The following is a 19,371-nucleotide window of genomic DNA, read 5'->3' on the forward strand; positions in this document are numbered from 1 at the left end:
ATTCTCAATAACTATTGAATACTTATTTAAATATTTTTAGCTAAAATTCTCAGCCTTCCACAATATCAGCATTAAGGCAAGTCTTAAAGTGGCGCAAAGCCCATTCGTGACCTGCAGGATCAAAACTTGCCACGGCATCTTTGTGAACCACAATCTTGAATCCAAGATTATACGCATCGACAGCAGTGTGAAGCACGCAAATATCCGTGCAAACTCCCACCAAATGCAGCTCCTCAATATGGCGTTCGCGAAGCTTAATCAGCAAATCCGTGCCATTAAACGAAGAGTAGCGAGTTTTATGAATGTAATACACGTTGCTTTTATCTTTATTTGCTTCGTAAAAATCACCAAGCGCGCCGTATAACTTCTGGCCGTGAGTTCCTGCGATATTGTGAGGTGGGAAAAGCTTAGTTTCAGGATGATACGGATCATTCAAATGGTGCGTATCAATCGCAAAAACCACAAACTCACCAGCGTCAAGAAATTCCTGCGAAATCTCAGTAATACGCTTTTCAAGCTTTTGCGCAGGCTCACCTACAGTCAGAGAGCCATCGCTTGCCACAAAATCATTCGTATAATCAATGTTAATAAGGGCTTTATTCATACCTACTCCTTGTATGAAATTTACAGAATAATCGCAAATAGCATTACTGCTAACAGCATTATTGCAAATAGCTCTACTGCAATAGCATAATCGCTTTAGTTACAATATTCCGCATTCTTAATTGCTTGATTTTATTTCAATTGATAGCCCAATTATCAACTCAATTGCTGGCCCAATTGCAATCGGCGCAATACCTTAATATTCAAAGAATACTCAAAGCTCACTTGCTTCTGCACCGACTATCATCATTTAATCACTACCTTGCGGCAAATGATGCTACAAAACGTTTGCCGGGAATTTTTCGTTACTGGTGCAGTACAGTTTCTGCGCGCGTGTCTCTGTTGTCTGTTTTTAACTACATTTGCCGTAAGTTTTCCTCGCGTTTGCGCGACGACCTGCTTGAGCGCAGCATTGCGCGCGCGAAAGCAATTCGGAGCGTGAGCTTGCTCAGACGGAAAGTCCAGTGGACTTTCCGTGCAAGCTCAGCAGTGAGCGCTTATAGCGCGAGCGTTGTCCAGAGTTTGGAGGATTACAAAAACAGTAGTATACGAAAATAAAAAAAGCGGGGAGTGAAAACTCCCCGCTAGAAAAATAATGCGGCAGCGTGCTAGTCTCCCACACCCTATCGAGTGCAGTACCCTCGCCGTGTCAGGCCTTAGCTTCCGGGTTCGGAATGGGACCGGGCGTCTCACCTGAGCCATGACCACCGCAAAACTAGATTATACACTCACGAGCTGTGAGTGGCAACACGTGGCGGTTTGGGAACCGGACATGAACGCGAATAAAAACTCTCTTACCAACTGATCGTTAAGCAAAACATTCAGTACTCATTAACGCTAGAAGAATAATACTCACAGAAACTCACCCTCCCCACTCACAAAAGTGAGGAAGAATGTCACCATCGCCCGTTAGTACTAGTCAGCTCCACCCCTTACAGGGCTTCCACATCTAGCCTATCAACCACGTGTTCTACATGGGGGCTCACACACTAAAGTGCAAGGAATGCTTATCTTGGAGCAGGCTTCCCGCTTAGATGCTTTCAGCGGTTATCCCTTCCGAACGTAGCTAACCGGCAGCGCCACTGGCGTGACGACCGGCATACCAGAGGTTCGTCCACCCAGGTCCTCTCGTACTATGGGCAGGTCTCCTCAACATTCCAACGAGCGCAGAGGATAGAGACCAAACTGTCTCACGACGTTCTGAACCCAGCTCGCGTGCCGCTTTAATCGGCGAACAGCCGAACCCTTGGGACCTGCTCCAGCCCCAGGATGCGACGAGCCGACATCGAGGTGCCAAACCATCCCGTCGATATGGACTCTTGGGAATGATCAGCCTGTTATCCCCGGGGTACCTTTTATCCGTTGAGCGATGCCACGTCCGTACGCCGGCACCGGATCACTATCTCCGACTTTCGTCCCTGCTCGACCCGTCAGTCTCACAGTCAAGCCCGCTTGTGCGATTACACTCAACACCCGATTGCCAACCGGGCTGAGCGGACCATTGAGCGCCTCCGTTACTCTTTAGGAGGCAACCGCCCCAGTTAAACTACCCGCCAGGCACTGTCCCTGACACGGATAACGTGTCGAGGTTAGACGCCAGATATGGAAAGAGCGGTATTTCACCTGTCGACTCCACGCAAGCTAGCGCCCACGCTTCACAGCCTCCCGCCTATGCTACACGATCCACACCTAACGACAATACCAAGGTATAGTAAAGGTCCCGGGGTCTTTTCGTCCTTCTGCGCTTAACGAGCATCTTTACTCGTACTGCAATTTCGCCGGGCTCCTGGCCGAGACAGTGGGGAAGTCGTTACGCCATTCGTGCAGGTCGGAACTTACCCGACAAGGAATTTCGCTACCTTAGGATGGTTATAGTTACCACCGCCGTTTACCGGGGCTTAAATTCACCGCTTCACCGAAGCTAACGGATCCTCTTAACCTTCCGGCACCGGGCAGGCGTCAGAGCGTATACAGCGGCTTACGCCTTCGCACGCTCCTGTGTTTTTGGTAAACAGTCGCTACCCCCTAGCTTGTGCCACCCCCAACAGCTCCGCTTGTAAAAAACATCACCATCAGGGGTCTCCCTTATGCCGAAGGCACGGGAGTAATTTGCCGAGTTCCTTGGCCAGGATTCGCCCGATCGCTTCGGTATACTCTACCAGACCACCAGTGTCGGTTTAGGGTACGAGCGGAATCACACCTCACGTTGAAGCTTTTCTTGGCAAGCAGGATCACCGGAATCAGCCTTACAGCCTACCCATCACGCCTCAGCTTTAACATCCCCCGGATTTACCTAGGAGACAGCCCACACGCTTAGCCACGGAAAACCACCTCCGCAGCCGGCTACCTACCCGCGTCACTCCCACGCTAACCTACTACCGATACAGTCCCAACACAAACCAGCCAACAACCCCGAAAGGCAATCAACCAGCAAATGAAGGTTAGTACTCTCAGATTCAGTTCGAACGGTGTAACACCGGTACGGGAATATCAACCCGTTCATCCATTCGACTACGCCTGTCGGCCTCGCCTTAGGACTCGACTCACCCGGGGACGACGAACGTGGCCCCGGAACCCTTAGTCATTCAGCGGACGGGATTCACACCCGTCTCTCGCTACTCATGTCTGCATTCTCACTCCTGTAAAGTCCACGACAAGTTCACACTGCCGCTTCACCCCATACAGGACGCTCTCCTACCCCGCATGAAACAAATCATGCAGCCGCGTCTTCGGTGGCGTGCTTAAGCCCCGCTACATTGTCGGCGCGGAACCACTAGACCAGTGAGCTGTTACGCACTCTTTCAAGGATGGCTGCTTCTGAGCCAACCTCCTGGCTGTCTATGCGACTCCACATCCTTTCCCACTTAGCACGCGCTTCGGGACCTTAGACGACGATCAGGGCTGTTTCCCTTTTGACGACGGAGCTTATCCCCCGCCGACTCACTGCCGTGATAAACCTAACAGGTATTCGGAGTTTGGCTGCTATTGGTACCCGGTATGGGCCCGCAAGCATCCAGTAGCTCTACCCCCTGTAAGCAATAACACGACGCTGCACCTAAATGCATTTCGGAGAGAACCAGCTATCACGGAATTTGATTGGCCTTTCACCCCTAACCCCAAGTCATCCCCCCAGTTTTCAACCTAGGTGGGTTCGGTCCTCCACACGGTCTTACCCGCGCTTCAACCTGCTCAGGGCTAAATCATCCCGCTTCGGGTCCAGGACATGCGACTCAAACGCCTTTTAAAACTCGCTTTCGCTACGGCTCCCCCACCCGGGTTAGCCTCGCCACATACCACTGACTCGCAGACTCATTTTTCGATAGGCACGCCGTCACCCCACAAAGAAGGCTCCGACGGATTGTAAGCGCACGGTTTCAGGAACTATTTCACTCCCCTCCCGGGGTGCTTTTCACCTTTCCCTCACGGTACTAGTACACTATCGGTCAGACAGGAATACTTAGGCTTACCCAACGGTCTGGGCAGATTCACGCGGGATTCCACGAGTCCCGCGCTACTTGGGAATAAACATAAAGAGACATCGCACGACAAGCTACGGGGCCATCACCCTCTACGGCTGGGAATTCAATCCCATTCACCTAGCACGACATTTTATCACTCTCCTCAACCCCGTCAGAGGCTGAACAGTCCATCCCACGACCCCGAATGCGCAACACCTGACGGCTATCACACGCACCCGGTTTAGCCTGATCCGCTTTCGCTCGCCACTACTCACGGAGTATCCTTTCCTGCAGGTACTGAGATGTTTCACTTCCCTGCGTACCCCCCACAAAAACTGTGGTGACCACTCATAACAGTGGCCGGGTCTCCCCATTCGGAAATCCTCGGATCAAAGCCCACTCGGCAGCTCCCCGAGGCATATCGCAGCCCGTCACGTCCTTCATCGGTCCTGTCTACCAAGGCATCCACCATACGCCCTTACCAGTGACAAACACTAAAGTAAGAACCCATCAGCAAAATTCTCTAGACAAAAAATCATCACACTAAACGATCACAAAACGATCAAGCGACTCCAACAAAAGGAGCCGGTTGAAATTGATAAAAGCAAAAAAATCGAAACAAAAAAGTTTCGCATTTTACTCGCGTCCACTATCCAGTTCTCAAACCACCACAACACCACAAAACCCAAGCCAAACACTCAAAAGCATCAACCTGAAATCCTGTGAGTCAAGGACCGCAACCCCAAACAAAGGGGGGTGGCAATCCGGGAACCCAAAAGCATGCCCAACAAACTCATCTAAAAACGTCAACTATTGTTTTCCACACCAGTAACCACACTCAAACCGAGCGTGCACAAAAACTCCGTAGAAAGGAGGTGATCCAGCCGCACCTTCCGGTACGGCTACCTTGTTACGACTTAGTCCCAATCACGAGCCTCACCTTAGACGGCTCCATCCCAAAAGGGTTAGGCCACCGGCTTCGGGTGCTGCCCACTTTCATGACTTGACGGGCGGTGTGTACAAGGCCCGGGAACGCATTCACCGCGACGTTGCTGATTCGCGATTACTAGCGACTCCGCCTTCACGTAGTCGAGTTGCAGACTACGATCCGAACTGAGACCGGTTTTAAGGGATCCGCTCCATGTCACCATGTCGCATCCCGTTGTACCGGCCATTGTAGCATGCGTGAAGCCCTGGACGTAAGGGGCATGATGATCTGACGTCATCCCCACCTTCCTCCGAGTTAACCCCGGCGGTCCCCCGTGAGTTCCCGGCATAACCCGCTGGCAACACAGGGCGAGGGTTGCGCTCGTTGCGGGACTTAACCCAACATCTCACGACACGAGCTGACGACGACCATGCACCACCTGTGAACCTGCCCCGAAGGGAAACCACATCTCTGCAGTCGACAGGCACATGTCAAGCCCAGGTAAGGTTCTTCGCGTTGCATCGAATTAATCCGCATGCTCCGCCGCTTGTGCGGGCCCCCGTCAATTTCTTTGAGTTTTAGCCTTGCGGCCGTACTCCCCAGGCGGGACGCTTAACGCGTTAGCTCCGACACGGAACCCGTGGAATGGGCCCCACATCCAGCGTCCACCGTTTACGGCGTGGACTACCAGGGTATCTAATCCTGTTCGCTCCCCACGCTTTCGCTTCTCAGCGTCAGTAACAGCCCAGAGACCTGCCTTCGCCATTGGTGTTCTTCCCGATATCTACACATTCCACCGTTACACCGGGAATTCCAGTCTCCCCTACTGCACTCTAGCCCGCCCGTACCCGGCGCAGACCCACCGTTAAGCGATGGGCTTTCACACCAGACGCGACGAACCGCCTACAAGCTCTTTACGCCCAATAATTCCGGATAACGCTTGCGCCCTACGTATTACCGCGGCTGCTGGCACGTAGTTAGCCGGCGCTTATTCGAAAGGTACACTCACCCGAAGGCTTGCTCCCAATCAAAAGCGGTTTACAACCCGAAGGCCTTCATCCCGCACGCGGCGTCGCTGCGTCAGGGTTTCCCCCATTGCGCAATATTCCCCACTGCTGCCTCCCGTAGGAGTCTGGGCCGTATCTCAGTCCCAATGTGGCCGTCCGCCCTCTCAGGCCGGCTACCCGTCGAAGCCTAGGTGGGCCATTACCCCGCCTACAAGCTGATAGGACGCGACCCCATCCCATGCCACTAAACACTTTCCCAACAAGACATGCGTCAAGTTGGAGCATCCAGCATTACCACCCGTTTCCAAGAGCTATTCTGGAGCATGGGGCAGGTTGGTCACGCATTACTCACCCGTTCGCCACTCTCACCAACCAGCAAGCTGGTCAGATCCCGTTCGACTTGCATGTGTTAAGCACGCCGCCAGCGTTCATCCTGAGCCAGAATCGAACCCTCCACGAAAAAACTTCAATGAAGAGCCAACAAAAGGCTCCAATATTAAAAAGAAAAAGACGAGACATTCTTTAAGGAAAGAACATCCCAACAAAAACCTCACCACCATTTAACCATCTCTCAGGCACCCTGCAATCTGCAAGGCAGGCAATGAACTGGCAATAATTAACTAATAAGTAGTACAGACACGCTCTTGAGTTCTCAAACCACCACCACACCAGCCGGCCCATCAACCTCAACTGAGGAGAACCAGCCGCGCTGAGCAGCAAGAGATAAACTTACACCAACCCACGCTAAAACGCAAACCCACCAAAAACAAACACCCCAAAACCATTGAAAACAAGCCAAAACACCGGCGTGTCGAAAACCACGAAAAAACACCAAAAAAGCATGCTATCTGATATTGAATCTATAAAAACTTTTTAAAAAATAATAGATTTCTTAAAAAATACACAAAAATAGGATAAAAATACGCAAAAAATCAATAACGCTCACGCATCAACACGCATATTAAAGATTTCTGCCAGACCTGCAATATCTGGCTCACCATATTTCGCAACCAATTGCATCCAACGATTAGCATTGTCTTCACCAAATCGCGCAGCCTTGCGACGATAAGAATCGACTGTCAAAAAACGAGGAGGTATCGATTTGCTGTTATATTTATCCGCAACCATAACAATTTCTTGCTCAACTGTTTGCGGAATATAGTCTTCAGCAGGAAGAGACAAATTTTGCGCAATAACTTGCTCTCGAGTTAAGCCAACTCCAGTATGATTGCGCGCAAATTGCGCAGCATCCTCACTAAAACCATTATCAATTAAATATTTATATCCACGCAAACCATGCAAAATATAATTCGGTCCATCAAAGCGTAATATGCCACCAGCGTTGCTACTGCCATCACTTTCAAGCACAAAATACGTGCCAATATCGTGCAACAATCCACCTATTAAAGCTGCGTATTCATCAATATACTGTTTTGGAGCTAAGCCACCACTAAGCGCAGGTAATATTGCATAACTATCTCCGACAAGCTCCTGAAGGCAATTTTTTGCTATTTCAGCACGCTTACGCAAAGTTTCACTCATTTGAGCAGCACGATTTTCAGCGGACAAAAGCATATTGCAATGATGAGCAATTTGCCAAGCAATTGTTGAGATTACAACACAATGACCGTGAATAAGCTCATAAGCAGCAGAAGATGGTGCAGTTGCACTATGCAATTTCTCTACTTCACCAAAATCAGGTAAATCAGCGAGTTTTATCGAGTTGCAATTAAGTATACTTTCTGCACCATTTTCCATTTTAAGGCTCTTCCTTAAGATTCTTACTTAAGATTATTTTTTGCACTCTTTTCAGTTGCTGCACTCTTTTCAGATTTCACACTATTCGCATCATTGGCACGAGCAGCATCCTCCACAGCCTGCACAACAGCATGCGTTACATTCGCTGCATCGATATTTGCCCCATCTTTATTAAGCTTCTCCACGCTAACTTTTTTTGTCTCTTTAATTGGAACTGGGCTAATTTTCCCAGTATTGGCAAGTTTTTCGTTAGCAAACATCACATTAGCAGCAGCAATATCTCGTGCGTTCATAACAGCAGTCTGCTCAGCATCAGTAGGTCTGATATCTTTCACAACGTGAATATTAGTTTCAAGCGCTGAGGCACCTTGCAAAGATTGAACTGCTCGCTGAGAACAGTCTTCACGCTTCAAACGCGGAGGTCTGCGAGTAGAAATAAACAACGGCTGCACTTCAACAACCGGATTGTAAGGAGCCAAACCAAACCATTTAACAGGCGTACCAGCAACATGTCTAATTGCATATTTCATCTTTAAAGATAACGCTCCACGCACAGAAATATTAGATTCCGGCATCAACGCTTTGTGCAACAGAACATATCGAATTGGTCCAATATCTGGATCTGCATCAACCTTCGGATACACGGATTTTTGCTGAGGAAGTTCGCCCGTGTGCGACAAGTCATGCATAATTTGGTGAAGATACGCTGGTATAGAAGGCGACACTTTAAATCCGAGTTTAATTTTTACGCGGAATAAGTAGTCCGTACCGAAATTCTCTACACAATACTCACGAGTAAACGGAGCGTCATCTGTTTCTACAGAAACAGCCCACCAAGCTCTAGCACGCTTTGGATGGTCGGCAAAAATAGAGAAGAAGATTCCAGTATCGAGACGCTTCATTTCACAATCGGAAGTCAAATACACAATATTGTCAGCGAAATACGGAATACGGAAATCTCCGTGCAACTTATCTAGCACAGGTAGGAAATCTTTCGGTTTCATGTGCAAACGTTGCGAACGCTCAATTTTAGTTCCATCTTTCCAAGTGACCATAATGATCAAAATTGAAACACCGAGCAGCATAGTAAACCAGCCACCGTGCATGAATTTCGCCATGGAAGCCACAAAGAACATCATCTCAATCATGAGGAATACGATTGCAAATATGAAGGCACCAAATCGCTTCTTCTGATACCACATGTGCACTGTAAGCAAAATAGTCGTAGCAAGCATAGTTAGAGTTAAAGCTAAACCGTATGCGCCAGAGATATGTTCAGAATCGCGGAATACTGCAAGAACCGTAATAGTGGCAACACACAGCACAACATTCACAACTGGAATATACAGCTGTCCACGAGTTCTAGCAGGATATCGCACTTGCAAATGTGGCATCCAATTTAGGCTTGTTGCCTCAGAAACCATTGTGTATGCGCCTGTAATCAGCGCTTGAGAAGCAATAATGCCAGCAGTAACCGAAAGAATAACGGCAACATATCGCACATTCGGTTCAAGCATTTGGAAGAACGGGTTCAAACCTTCTATTGACCATAATGCTTTATCGTTTTGATTTTTCAACATCCAAGCGCCTTGCCCAAAGTAATTCAGCAGCAAAGCAATTTTAATAAACGGCCAGGTTGCGTACACATTGCCTCTACCAACATGACCCATATCAGAATATAACGCTTCAGCACCGGTAGTAGAAAGGAAGATCACACCCATAACCGCTAATCCCTGCACATTATGCGTGCTAAACAGGAATTTTATGCCATAAATCGGGTTAAGTGCTTCAAAAATAGTCCAATCTTGGCCAATGTTCATGACACCAACCAGCGCAAGGAAAGCAAACCAAAGCATCACAACAATGCCAAATACTTTGCCAATTCGCTCGGTTCCGCGTTGCTGTACAGAGAAAAGTATGACGATTATAATAACCGTAATCATCATCGACAAATTCTCATTTTCTAAGAATATTGGCTTAAACACTGCAATAGTGCGCAAACCTTCAACTGCTGAAGAGATGGAAACTGCAGGAGTCAGCACAGAATCTGCCAAAAACGCGGCTCCACCAATCATTGCCGGTATTGCAAGCCACGCGCCTTTTTTACGTAGAAGCGAATATAAAGCAAAAATGCCGCCTTCGCCTTTGTTGTCTGTTCTCATTGCAACAAATACGTATTTTACGGTTGTAATTAATGTGATTGACCAGAACAGTAGCGAAAGCATTCCGTAGATAGTCGCGCGATTTATGTTTTGTAAGCCGCCTTGACCTGCTAAAAATGTTTGCGCAGTATAAAGCGGAGAAGTACCAATATCGCCATAGACAACGCCAAGAGCAACAATTGCCATTCCCAATGTAAAACGATCGGAACTGGTTTGCAATTTTGCCCACCATCTACCTAACGGACCTCGTACTGCACTAGCAACAAGCTTTTCTGCTTCTTTTACCTCTTGCGCTTGCTGCTGAGCTATTACTTTGCGCTCTTCGCGTGTTGTCGTTTTTTTTGACACCTGAGGAGCCTTAGTAAACGAGGCAGCTCGCAATATAGCATCCTTAGTACCTTTTAAGGATTTAGTGCTTTTCTCGGAATCTTTCGCGCCGTTGCGAGGATCCTTTGTACTATCGTTTGATGGTACAGTAGTGCGTGACTTAGTCATGCTTAATTGTTCCTCCATATATGAGGTTTCTTCTTGATGCCAACAAGAAGTCGCATAAACCTCACACCTCACAGTTTTATTTCCGTACTTGGATATTGTATACAACAATAGTGCATCGCGCAAAAAATATTAAAAAATCCTTGAAAATTAAGGATTTTATATTCCTAAAATTCGTAAATTTTTCGCGTATTTTCGCGTGTAACTTTCGCTGCTTGCAATAACGATATATTTAGAACTTCAGAAAGTGTTTCTAGCGTATAAGGAACCATATAAGGCGCGTTTGGCCGTCCACGATACGGCATTGGCGTTAAATAAGGCGCATCCGTTTCAACAGTTATATGGTCTTCGCCAATAATTCGCGCAGATTCGCGTAATTCATCATTGCCTTTGTAACTTATAGTTCCAGAAAAACTTGCGTACCAACCGTGCTCTTTCAATATTTCGGCTAAATCCACACCACCAGCATAACTGTGAAATACTGTTCGCTCAGGAGCGCCATCTTTTAGTAAGACTTTTACTACGTCTTCATGCGCATCACGATCGTGAATTTGTAAAGGTAAATTCAGCTCTTTTGCGAGCGCAATATGGTCGCGAAAAGCCTCTATTTGTGCTTCTCGCGCAGGCTCTCCCGTACGAAAGTAGTCTAAGCCAGTTTCGCCTATTGCCACTACTTCTTTTGGATGAGCAATTACTAGCGAGCGCAAATGTTGCATAGCTTCGTCAAATGGAATATCGTGATACGGCTTGTAAACTATTGGCAATCCGTCAGGACCTTTAGCTCCTTTGTGACCGTGTAATACTGCTTCGTTTGGGTGTATTGCTATTGCTGCGCGAACTGAATTTTCATGCGTTTGAGCAAACTTAATCGTCGGCTCCCAATCTGGATATTCACATCCGACTTCTAGCATGTGCGAAACGCCTGATGATTTTGCTTGAGCAACTAAGTCGTCTACAGTAGGTTCCGCTATTACATCGCGGCCTTTTTCTGCTAATCCTTGATTTAGATTATGCGCAAAATCCACAACGCTAAGCATGTGCGTATGATCGTCTGCAATTGTTATTCCTTCTTGTAGCAGATTTTCCCATACTGCAGATTGCGTTGCTAAAGCCGGCGCCCAATTATGTTCGCGATGATGTTTACTCATATTTTTAAGTCTACTCGCAAACTCAACTGTCAATTTTTATTGAATGATAAGTATTTATAAAACTGCTTTGCGAATTGCATCATATTGCGATTTTACAAGACGATAATACGCTCCTCTTGCCTCCATAAGCTCGTTATGAGTGCCTTTTTCAACAATTTCTCCATGATCGATTACACAAATCAAATCCGCATTCTCAATCGTCGAAAGCCTATGCGCTATTACAAAAGATGTGCGATTTTTAAGTAATTGAGCTAATCCTGCTTGTAATGCTTCTTCTGTACGAGTATCAATATTACTTGTTGCCTCATCTAGAATAAGAATTCGCGGATTCGCAAGCAATACTCGCGCAAACGATATAAGCTGACGCTGACCTGCAGAAAGAGTGGCTCCGCGCTCTTCAATTTCAGTATCGTATCCGTTCGGTAATCCTTCAATAAATTCGTGAGCATGAACTGCACGCGCTGCAATCTCAATTTCTTCATCAGTGGCATCGAGCTTTCCATAACGGATGTTCTCGCGTACGGTTCCACTGAAAATAAAACTATCTTGCAACATTACGCCCATTTGTTTTCTAAGAGATGCGAGCGTTACTGAACGTACATCGTACCCGTCTATAGTAATCGAGCCTTCTGAAACGTCGTAGAATCTAGAAAGAAGACTTACGAGAGTTGTTTTTCCTGCACCAGTAGGTCCCACAAGAGCTACAGTAGTGCCAGGATTAACATGCAAATCAACCAAGTTTAATATTGGCCTTCCATCTTCTTCGTAACGGAAAACAACGTCGTTTACGTCTACTTTTCCTTCGATTTGAGGCAATTGAATAGCATCTGGCTTATCTACGATATTTGGCTTAATTCGTAGAGTTTCAAAAATTCGTTCCAAATAAACTGAGCACGTTACAAGTTGCGTATAGAAGTTTCCAATATTTACTACTGGATCCCAGAAAGTAGTCGAATACCAAACAAATGCTATAAGTGTTCCCGTGCTCACGTTCATTGCACCTAAGTTTGCTATGCCAGAGTAATACAAAAGCGCTATTGCTGCAGTCTCAATAATTGAAGCACCAGGCCAAAGTAACATTTGCACTCTAACGTTTCGCATCCAAGCACTTCTTACTTCTGCTTGTTGCTCTTGGAAAGTAGCGTATGCTGTAGCTTCTCGCGCAAAAGTTTGCGTTGTTTTTACTCCTGCGATTGATTCGTGCAAATACGCATTTAAATTACTTTGTTTATTTGATAATTTTTTAGACGCTTTTCTTTGCAAAATTTGTAAAGTTCGCGTCCAAATTATAAATATTGGGAATAGCGCTAAGCTCCACAAAGCCATTCGCCAATCTATAACAAACATTGTTATTAATGTAATAATAAGCACAAAAACGTCGGAAAATACGTTAATTAAACCAGACGAAAGCGTGTCAGAAAGCGTATTGATGTAGTTTACGATGCGAATCAGAATTTTCCCATGCGGACGCGAATCAAAATAATCAAAAGATAATGATTGAACATGCGTAAAAATATCGCGTCGCATGTCTTTGATTATCATCTGGCCGATGCGCGTAATTGCTAAAGTTCTGTACGCTAAACCAAGCTCATACAATATAATGAGCAGTGCGAATACGGCAATAATTGTATATAAATAATTGACGTTTTTCTGAGACAATACAACGTCGATTAGCGTTTTCGTAATCATTGGCATCGCTGTCATAATGATGCTGCCGCTAATAACTACCATAATTACGAATAGAAGTTTAGTAGCATACGGCTTCATATATTTTCTAACGCGCATAAGTTCGTGCACGTTTATGTGTTCTTCTTGACCTTCGTTTTCACGATAAGTATTACGTTGTGCCATTTCTACTCCCCCTTCGTTTCGAATCCTGCAGACCTGCCAGTTTTAAAGCCAAGTTGCTTTCTATAGATCTCCCAATACCTCCCGTGCGCTGCAACAAGCTGAGCATGCGTGCCGCGTTCAATAATTTTCCCGTGATCTAGCACAACAATCATGTCTGCATCTTTAACGGATGAGATTCTGTGCGCAATAGTGATTATTGTGCGCGTGCCATCAAGCTTTTTCAGCTCCTGCTGAATATGCTCTTCCGTTTCCATATCTACAGCAGAAGTTGTATCGTCCATAATCAAGATTGCAGGATTATTTGCCAACGCTCTAGCTAAGCTCAAACGCTGCTTTTGCCCACCAGAAAGACCTACCCCACGCTCGCCTACTACTGTTTCATAGCCTTCTGGCATATCCATAATAAAATCGTCTGCTGCAGCAATTGTTGCCATCGTGCGAATGGTATTATCTAATTCCTTACAATTTTCTTTAGTTTGAGGTAATCCAAAACTAATATTTCCTGCAATAGTGTCCGAAAATAGGAATGTTTCCTGCGCAACTATGCTAACTTGGTTACGAACAGTTTCTAACGGCCATTCGCGCACGTCTTTTCCGTCAATTAAAACACGACCACGCGTAGGATCATAGAATCTTGCTATAAGACTTACGAGAGTTGATTTGCCGGAACCAGTTTCACCAAGAATACCCAGTTTGCTTCCAGCAGGAACGTCTAAATCAATATCTTTTAAGATTGGAGAGTCTTGATCGTCTGGGAATGAAAAATCAACATGCTCAAAAGTAATTTTACCTCTAATTTTAACGGTTTCGTCCGCTTCTTTTGGATGTCTAATATGCGATTCTTGCGTAAGAAGTTTGCGAATATTCACGCATCCTGCGTTAAAACGCTGCCAATCATTAATAAGCCAGCCCACCATTCGTACAGGCATGTGTAGCATCCAAAGGAAGCTATTAAAAGTGACGAATGCACCTAAAGTCATGTTGCCATTCAAAACAAGCCATCCGCCGAAACCAACTGTTATAAGCTCAAGCACAAAACCCATGCCATCGAGCCAAGGCATGTATTTTTGAGTATTTTTTGCAAGCGTAATATTGCAATTAAAGTAGTCTTCGTTGCACTTATCGAATTTCTTAGTTTCGTAATCCTCACGCACGAAAGCTTTTACTACGCGATTCCCCTCGATATTTTCTTCCACCATTGAATTCATGCGCGCAAAGGATTCACGAATTGCAAGGAATTTCGGTCTAGCTTTTTTGCCCATAATTTTTGCGAGCAGAAACAAAAATGGCGTAATTGACATAAGTGCTAAAGCGAGCTTCCACTGAATTGAAAACATTATAACCAGCGCTAGCACGAACATTACTACACAATCTAACGCCATATACGAAACCCAACTTAAAATATGACGAATCGCGTCAGTATCCGATGTCATACGACTCATAATGTCGCCTGTGCGCGTGTGATTAAAGTACGTAAAATCGAGAGAATGAAGCTTTTCGTACTCGTCGCTCACCAGGCGATACACGGCATTTTGACCAAACTTTTCCATTAAAAGCTGGTAAATATACCTTGAGCCAACGCGAACAATCATCATTGCTACCATCAAAACGCATACGCTTATAAGCAAATTATGCTGTTTGCCAATAATGATTTTGTCTACAATAAAGCCCGAAAGCAACGGCATTGTCATTGCCATCGTGTCATTGATAATAAATAGAAAAATAGCAAGCCAAACTTTCCACATGTCCGGCTTACAGTATTGCAATACCCAGCGCACGTTACTCGCATCTTTGCGTTTATTCGGATTGACGTACATGCGCCAGCTTCTCCTTTGTTTCCGATTTTGCTTTTTGAGACTTAATTTTAAATTTATACTATTTTCTCACATTAGCATACACAAAAAGATGTGGCGTGTAGCCAAAAGACTACACGCCACATGCTATAAGTTAAGCAATCAGCTTAGTAAACTTGCGCGAATTATCGCTACAAATTTACTTACTTCTGCCAGCCCATATCCTCTGGGTAGGTGCTTGCGTAACCAGCAGGGCCGTTGTTAGCAAAGCCCTTCTTGAACACCTGGTAAATAGGAGGAGCAGAAACTGGAAGAGTTCCGTAGAGTGCGAGAGCTGCAGACTCTGCCTTGTTTGCATAATCAGTCTGTTCCTTGTAATCGTAGGTCTTGCCAATCTTGTTGAGCATAGCATCAATCTTCTTATTGCCAACGAGACCGAGGTTGGAATCGCTATCAGACTTGTAAACCTGGCTTGCTGCAGACAAGAAGCTCAATGGAGATGTGGACTGCCATGCCAATGGAAGCACCTGGTACTCGTGCGAAGCAACAACCTCGGAGAACTTAGCAACAGCATGGTTCACAGTCTTGCACTTAATTCCAGCCTTCTTCATCATGGCCTGGAATGCGTTAGCAAGAGCTGCCTGAGTAGAATCATCGCCGAAGAAGGTGAAGGAAATCTCAAGAGTCTTGCCATTCTTGGCGTAGTAGCCATCCTTGCCCATCTTGTAACCAGCAGCTTCAAGGGTCTTCTTAGCGTTTTCGGTGTTGTACTTGCCGTCAGCAGGAAGATTGTTCTTGTAGCCAGCCTGGAACATGGAGAGAAGCTCAGAACCTGGCTGCTCGCTCTTCCAGTTCATGCCCTGGAACTGAATCTTGTTGTAGGTAGCAACGTCGAATGCCTGAACAACAGCCTTACGAACTGCAAGCTCGTTAAGTGGCTTGGACTTAGCGTTGAAGTTAAGCACGCGAACCTTGGTGCTGTAGCCGTAACGCAGCTGAGCACCCTTAACGCTACGAGCAGACTTGATTGCGTCCTTAGAAGAAATGGTATCGGTTACAGCATCGATTTCACCGTTCTGGAAAGCGTTCAAAGCTGCAGTATCTTCCATACGCTTTACAACAACCTTATCGAGCTTTGCCTTCTTACCCCACCACTTTGGATTGCGGGTGAAAACAACCTGATTTTCGGTTGCGGATTCAATCTGGAATGGACCTGCACCCCACTCGTTGTGAGGATTGTTTACCCAACCCTGGTTGAAGGTCTTAACGTCACCGGCCTTTGGATGAACCAGTGGAGCGAAAAGCATTTCCCATGTTGCGCATGGCTTCTCATAAGTCACTATAACCTGCTTTGGAGTGGAACCTTGTTCAACACTCTTGATGCAGTCATAGCCTTCAGTACTTGGGACGGAGTAATCCTTGTTCTTTCCGTTCAAAGCCTGCCAAGTAGCCTTAAATGCGGTGTAATCAATATCAGTGCCGTCATTCCACTTGGCCTTTGGGTTCAAGTTGTACTGAACAACGAGTGGCTTATCGCTAACCTTCTTGACGGAAGTGATGTAGTCAGGGTTGTACTTAAGCTTTTCACCCTTAACGGTGTCATAAGCCATAAGATTTGGCTGGTAGAAGCCCCACAAAGTATTCATGTAACCAGAGTTACCATCGTTGGAAGCGTAGTTCCAGTTTGGACCGAGAACAGGAAGAGCAACGGTGTAAGTGCCGCCGTCCTTAACGTTGTCACGTGACTGTGGATTATCGTAACGCTTGTTGACATCTGGCATTGGAAGTTCGCCAGTGTAAGAAGTGTCAACACCAGCAGCTGGCTCTTCAGTCATACCTGCTTTACCAGCATTGTTAGTAGCACCGCCGCAAGCGCCGAGCAGCATTGCAACAGAAAGTGCAGCTGCGGCAAATACAGTCAGTTTACCTGCATTTGTATTTTTCATGATTCCTCTCATTCCCCGGATGATGTCCGTCTTCCGGTATGTTGTATGAGTATATACAACTCTATGACATTCGACAAATCGTTTTCACAAAATATTGATTTTTTTCTTTTCAACTTTATGAAAATTAGGCAAAAAAGAATAATTTATTATCTATAATGAGCAAAACAGAAAATTTTTTAGTTTATTTTGGCTAAAAAACAAAATATATTACGTTTTTTAAATTTATGTTACACAATAAAAAATCGCGCATGTTGTAATAAACATGCGCGACTAAGTAATTTATTCAGATTGATGAAGATTAACTAAAATCAACAAGTCATGAATTACCTAACATCGTCAAAATTATCTTCTTCAGAAAGAATAATACGCTTACGGTTCTTCTCAATTGTAGGATCCGGAATTGGCACAGCGCTAATCAAAGCCTGAGTGTAAGGGTGCTTTGGATTATCAAACACCTCATCCGTTTCACCAGATTCAACAATTCGACCGTGATACATAACAGCAATACGGCTAGAAATGTGACGAACCACAGCCATGTTGTGAGCCACGAACAAGTAAGCAACACCCAACTTGTCTTGCAAATCTTCAAGCAAGTTAATAATTCCAGCCTGAATAGAAACATCCAAAGCCGAAACTGGCTCATCAAGAAGCAAAAGCTTAGGATTCACAGCCAAAGCGCGAGCAATAGCGATACGCTGACGCTGACCGCCGGAGAACTGCGTTGGGAAGCGATCAACTTGATCAGGATTCAACTCAACCAATTGCATAAGCTCAGCAATACGCTGGCGAATTTCTTCCTTCGACTTCTTTTGCACGAGCAAAGGCTCGGCCAAAATATCGTAAACAAGCATACGAGGATCAAGCGAGCTCATTGGGTCCTGGAACACGTACTGAATCTTAGAACGAAGTTCGCGACGCTGCTCACGAGTCAACTTATCGTTCAACTCAGTACCAAAAACTGTAATAGAACCAGACTCAGGCTTCTTCAAGCCCATAATCTCCATCAAAGTCGTGGACTTACCAGAACCAGACTCGCCAACCAAAGCCACAGTTTCGCCTTCACGAACCTCAATACTCACACCATCAACCGCGCGAACTTCGCCAACCTTGCGTCGCAAGAAGCCACCGCTAGTAATTGGGAATGTTTTAACCAAGTTCTTAACATCCAAAACAACTTTTCGTTGTTCACGAGGAATGCCTTCAAACATTGGCTTAATTGGCTTTTCGGTTTCCGCATGAAGCAACGAGCGAACAGTTTCGCTTTCAGCTTCAAGACCCATCATTGTGCTGTCGTCGCCGCTTTCTTCTTCAGCCATAAGCATATCCATAGTCGGCTTAGAAATTGGAGTCAAACGACGAGTGCGCTTTTGATCAACGCGAGGAACAGCACCCAACAAGCCAATAGTGTACGGCTGAGTTGGGTGAGCAAAAATCTCTTCAACGCTATTATGCTCAACCAAATGACCCGCATACATAACAATAACTTCGTCTGCAACGCCAGCAATTACGCCCAAATCGTGAGTAATAAAAATCATTGCAGCGCCGGTTTCGCGCTGAGCTTTCTTCAAAACTTCCAAAACCTGAGCCTGAATAGTCACATCCAAAGCGGTAGTAGGCTCGTCGGCAATAATAATGTCAGGATTATTGGCAATAGCCATAGCAATCATCACGCGCTGGCGCATACCACCAGAAAACTCGTGAGGGAAAGCCTTCAAACGCTCAGCCGGCTTAGTAATACCAACCAAATCAAGCAATTCAATAGAACGCTCGCGAATCTGCTCTTCAGTCATGTCAGGATTATGAATAACCAAAGCTTCCTTAAGCTGATCACCAATAGAGAAAACTGGAGTTAAAGCAGAAAGAGGATCCTGGAACACCATAGCAATATTCTTGCCACGAATCTTACTCATTTCTGCATCAGACTTAGTTAAAAGCTCCTCGCCCTTATACTTTACAGAGCCTTTAACGCTAGCGTTTTTATCCAGCAAGCCCATAACAGCCAAGGACGTAACCGACTTACCAGAACCAGATTCGCCAACGATACCAATAGTCTTTCCGCGGTACAAATCAAAATTCATTCCGCGCACAGCATGCACAGTACCAGCTTCAGAAGCGAAGCTAATTTGCAAGTCGCGTACTGAAAGCAACGGTTCGTTGTTTTGATCTTCCATCGTGGTTTCTTCCTTAATAGCGTTATTTGCAATATCAGTCATGTTTATCACTCC

At 45.7% G+C, this 19,371-nt stretch carries 9 protein-coding genes and 3 rRNA genes; all 12 read right to left on the reverse strand.

The features are described 5' to 3' along the window. Window positions 1-49 precede the first annotated feature (49 nt). The 12 genes from HXT44_RS06295 to HXT44_RS06350 all read right to left on the reverse strand — a co-directional run bounded on the left by HXT44_RS06295 (window position 50) and on the right by HXT44_RS06350 (window position 19,359). On the reverse strand, window positions 50-604 hold the full coding sequence (locus tag HXT44_RS06295; protein ID WP_004106205.1) for a cysteine hydrolase family protein: 555 nt from the start codon (window positions 602-604) through the stop codon (window positions 50-52). Window positions 605-1,198: 594 nt separating this feature from the next. Then, a 5S ribosomal RNA gene (gene rrf / locus HXT44_RS06300) occupies window positions 1,199-1,315 on the reverse strand. 178 nt (window positions 1,316-1,493) lie between these two features. Beyond that, window positions 1,494-4,553: ribosomal RNA gene (locus tag HXT44_RS06305) — 23S ribosomal RNA — on the reverse strand. Between the two features lie 376 nt (window positions 4,554-4,929). Next, a 16S ribosomal RNA gene (locus tag HXT44_RS06310) occupies window positions 4,930-6,456 on the reverse strand. The 16S, 23S and 5S rRNA genes sit together here, the layout of an rRNA operon. A 192-nt stretch (window positions 6,457-6,648) precedes the next feature. Then, window positions 6,649-6,795, reverse strand: coding sequence for a hypothetical protein (locus HXT44_RS06315; protein ID WP_162720529.1), 147 nt, complete (start codon window positions 6,793-6,795; stop codon window positions 6,649-6,651). A 143-nt stretch (window positions 6,796-6,938) separates the two neighbouring features. After that, window positions 6,939-7,754: an HD domain-containing protein gene (locus tag HXT44_RS06320; RefSeq protein WP_004107986.1), complete on the reverse strand. Its 816-nt coding sequence runs from the start codon at window positions 7,752-7,754 to the stop codon at window positions 6,939-6,941. A 23-nt stretch (window positions 7,755-7,777) separates the two neighbouring features. Continuing rightward, window positions 7,778-10,411: a KUP/HAK/KT family potassium transporter gene (locus tag HXT44_RS06325; RefSeq protein WP_415685023.1), complete on the reverse strand. Its 2,634-nt coding sequence runs from the start codon at window positions 10,409-10,411 to the stop codon at window positions 7,778-7,780. Window positions 10,412-10,575: 164 nt separating this feature from the next. Beyond that, on the reverse strand, window positions 10,576-11,556 hold the full coding sequence (locus tag HXT44_RS06330; protein ID WP_421782835.1) for a TatD family hydrolase: 981 nt from the start codon (window positions 11,554-11,556) through the stop codon (window positions 10,576-10,578). Between the two features lie 54 nt (window positions 11,557-11,610). Further along, window positions 11,611-13,407 (reverse strand): ABC transporter ATP-binding protein, encoded by a 1,797-nt coding sequence (locus tag HXT44_RS06335; protein ID WP_421782837.1) that lies wholly within the window; start codon window positions 13,405-13,407, stop codon window positions 11,611-11,613. A 2-nt stretch (window positions 13,408-13,409) separates the two neighbouring features. Continuing rightward, entirely contained in the window at window positions 13,410-15,224 is a 1,815-nt protein-coding gene (locus HXT44_RS06340) for an ABC transporter ATP-binding protein (protein ID WP_033888404.1), read from the reverse strand. A gap of 179 nt (window positions 15,225-15,403) precedes the next feature. Then, a complete protein-coding gene (locus tag HXT44_RS06345) occupies window positions 15,404-17,146 on the reverse strand; it encodes an ABC transporter family substrate-binding protein (protein WP_004107996.1) in 1,743 nt (580 codons plus the stop codon). Between the two features lie 323 nt (window positions 17,147-17,469). Continuing rightward, window positions 17,470-19,359, reverse strand: coding sequence for an ABC transporter ATP-binding protein (locus tag HXT44_RS06350; protein ID WP_064621661.1), 1,890 nt, complete (start codon window positions 19,357-19,359; stop codon window positions 17,470-17,472). Between the last annotated feature and the right edge of the window lie 12 nt (window positions 19,360-19,371).

This window comes from Gardnerella sp. DNF01198P, from assembly GCF_049244165.1.
In the GTDB taxonomy this organism is placed as follows: domain Bacteria; phylum Actinomycetota; class Actinomycetes; order Actinomycetales; family Bifidobacteriaceae; genus Bifidobacterium; species Bifidobacterium swidsinskii.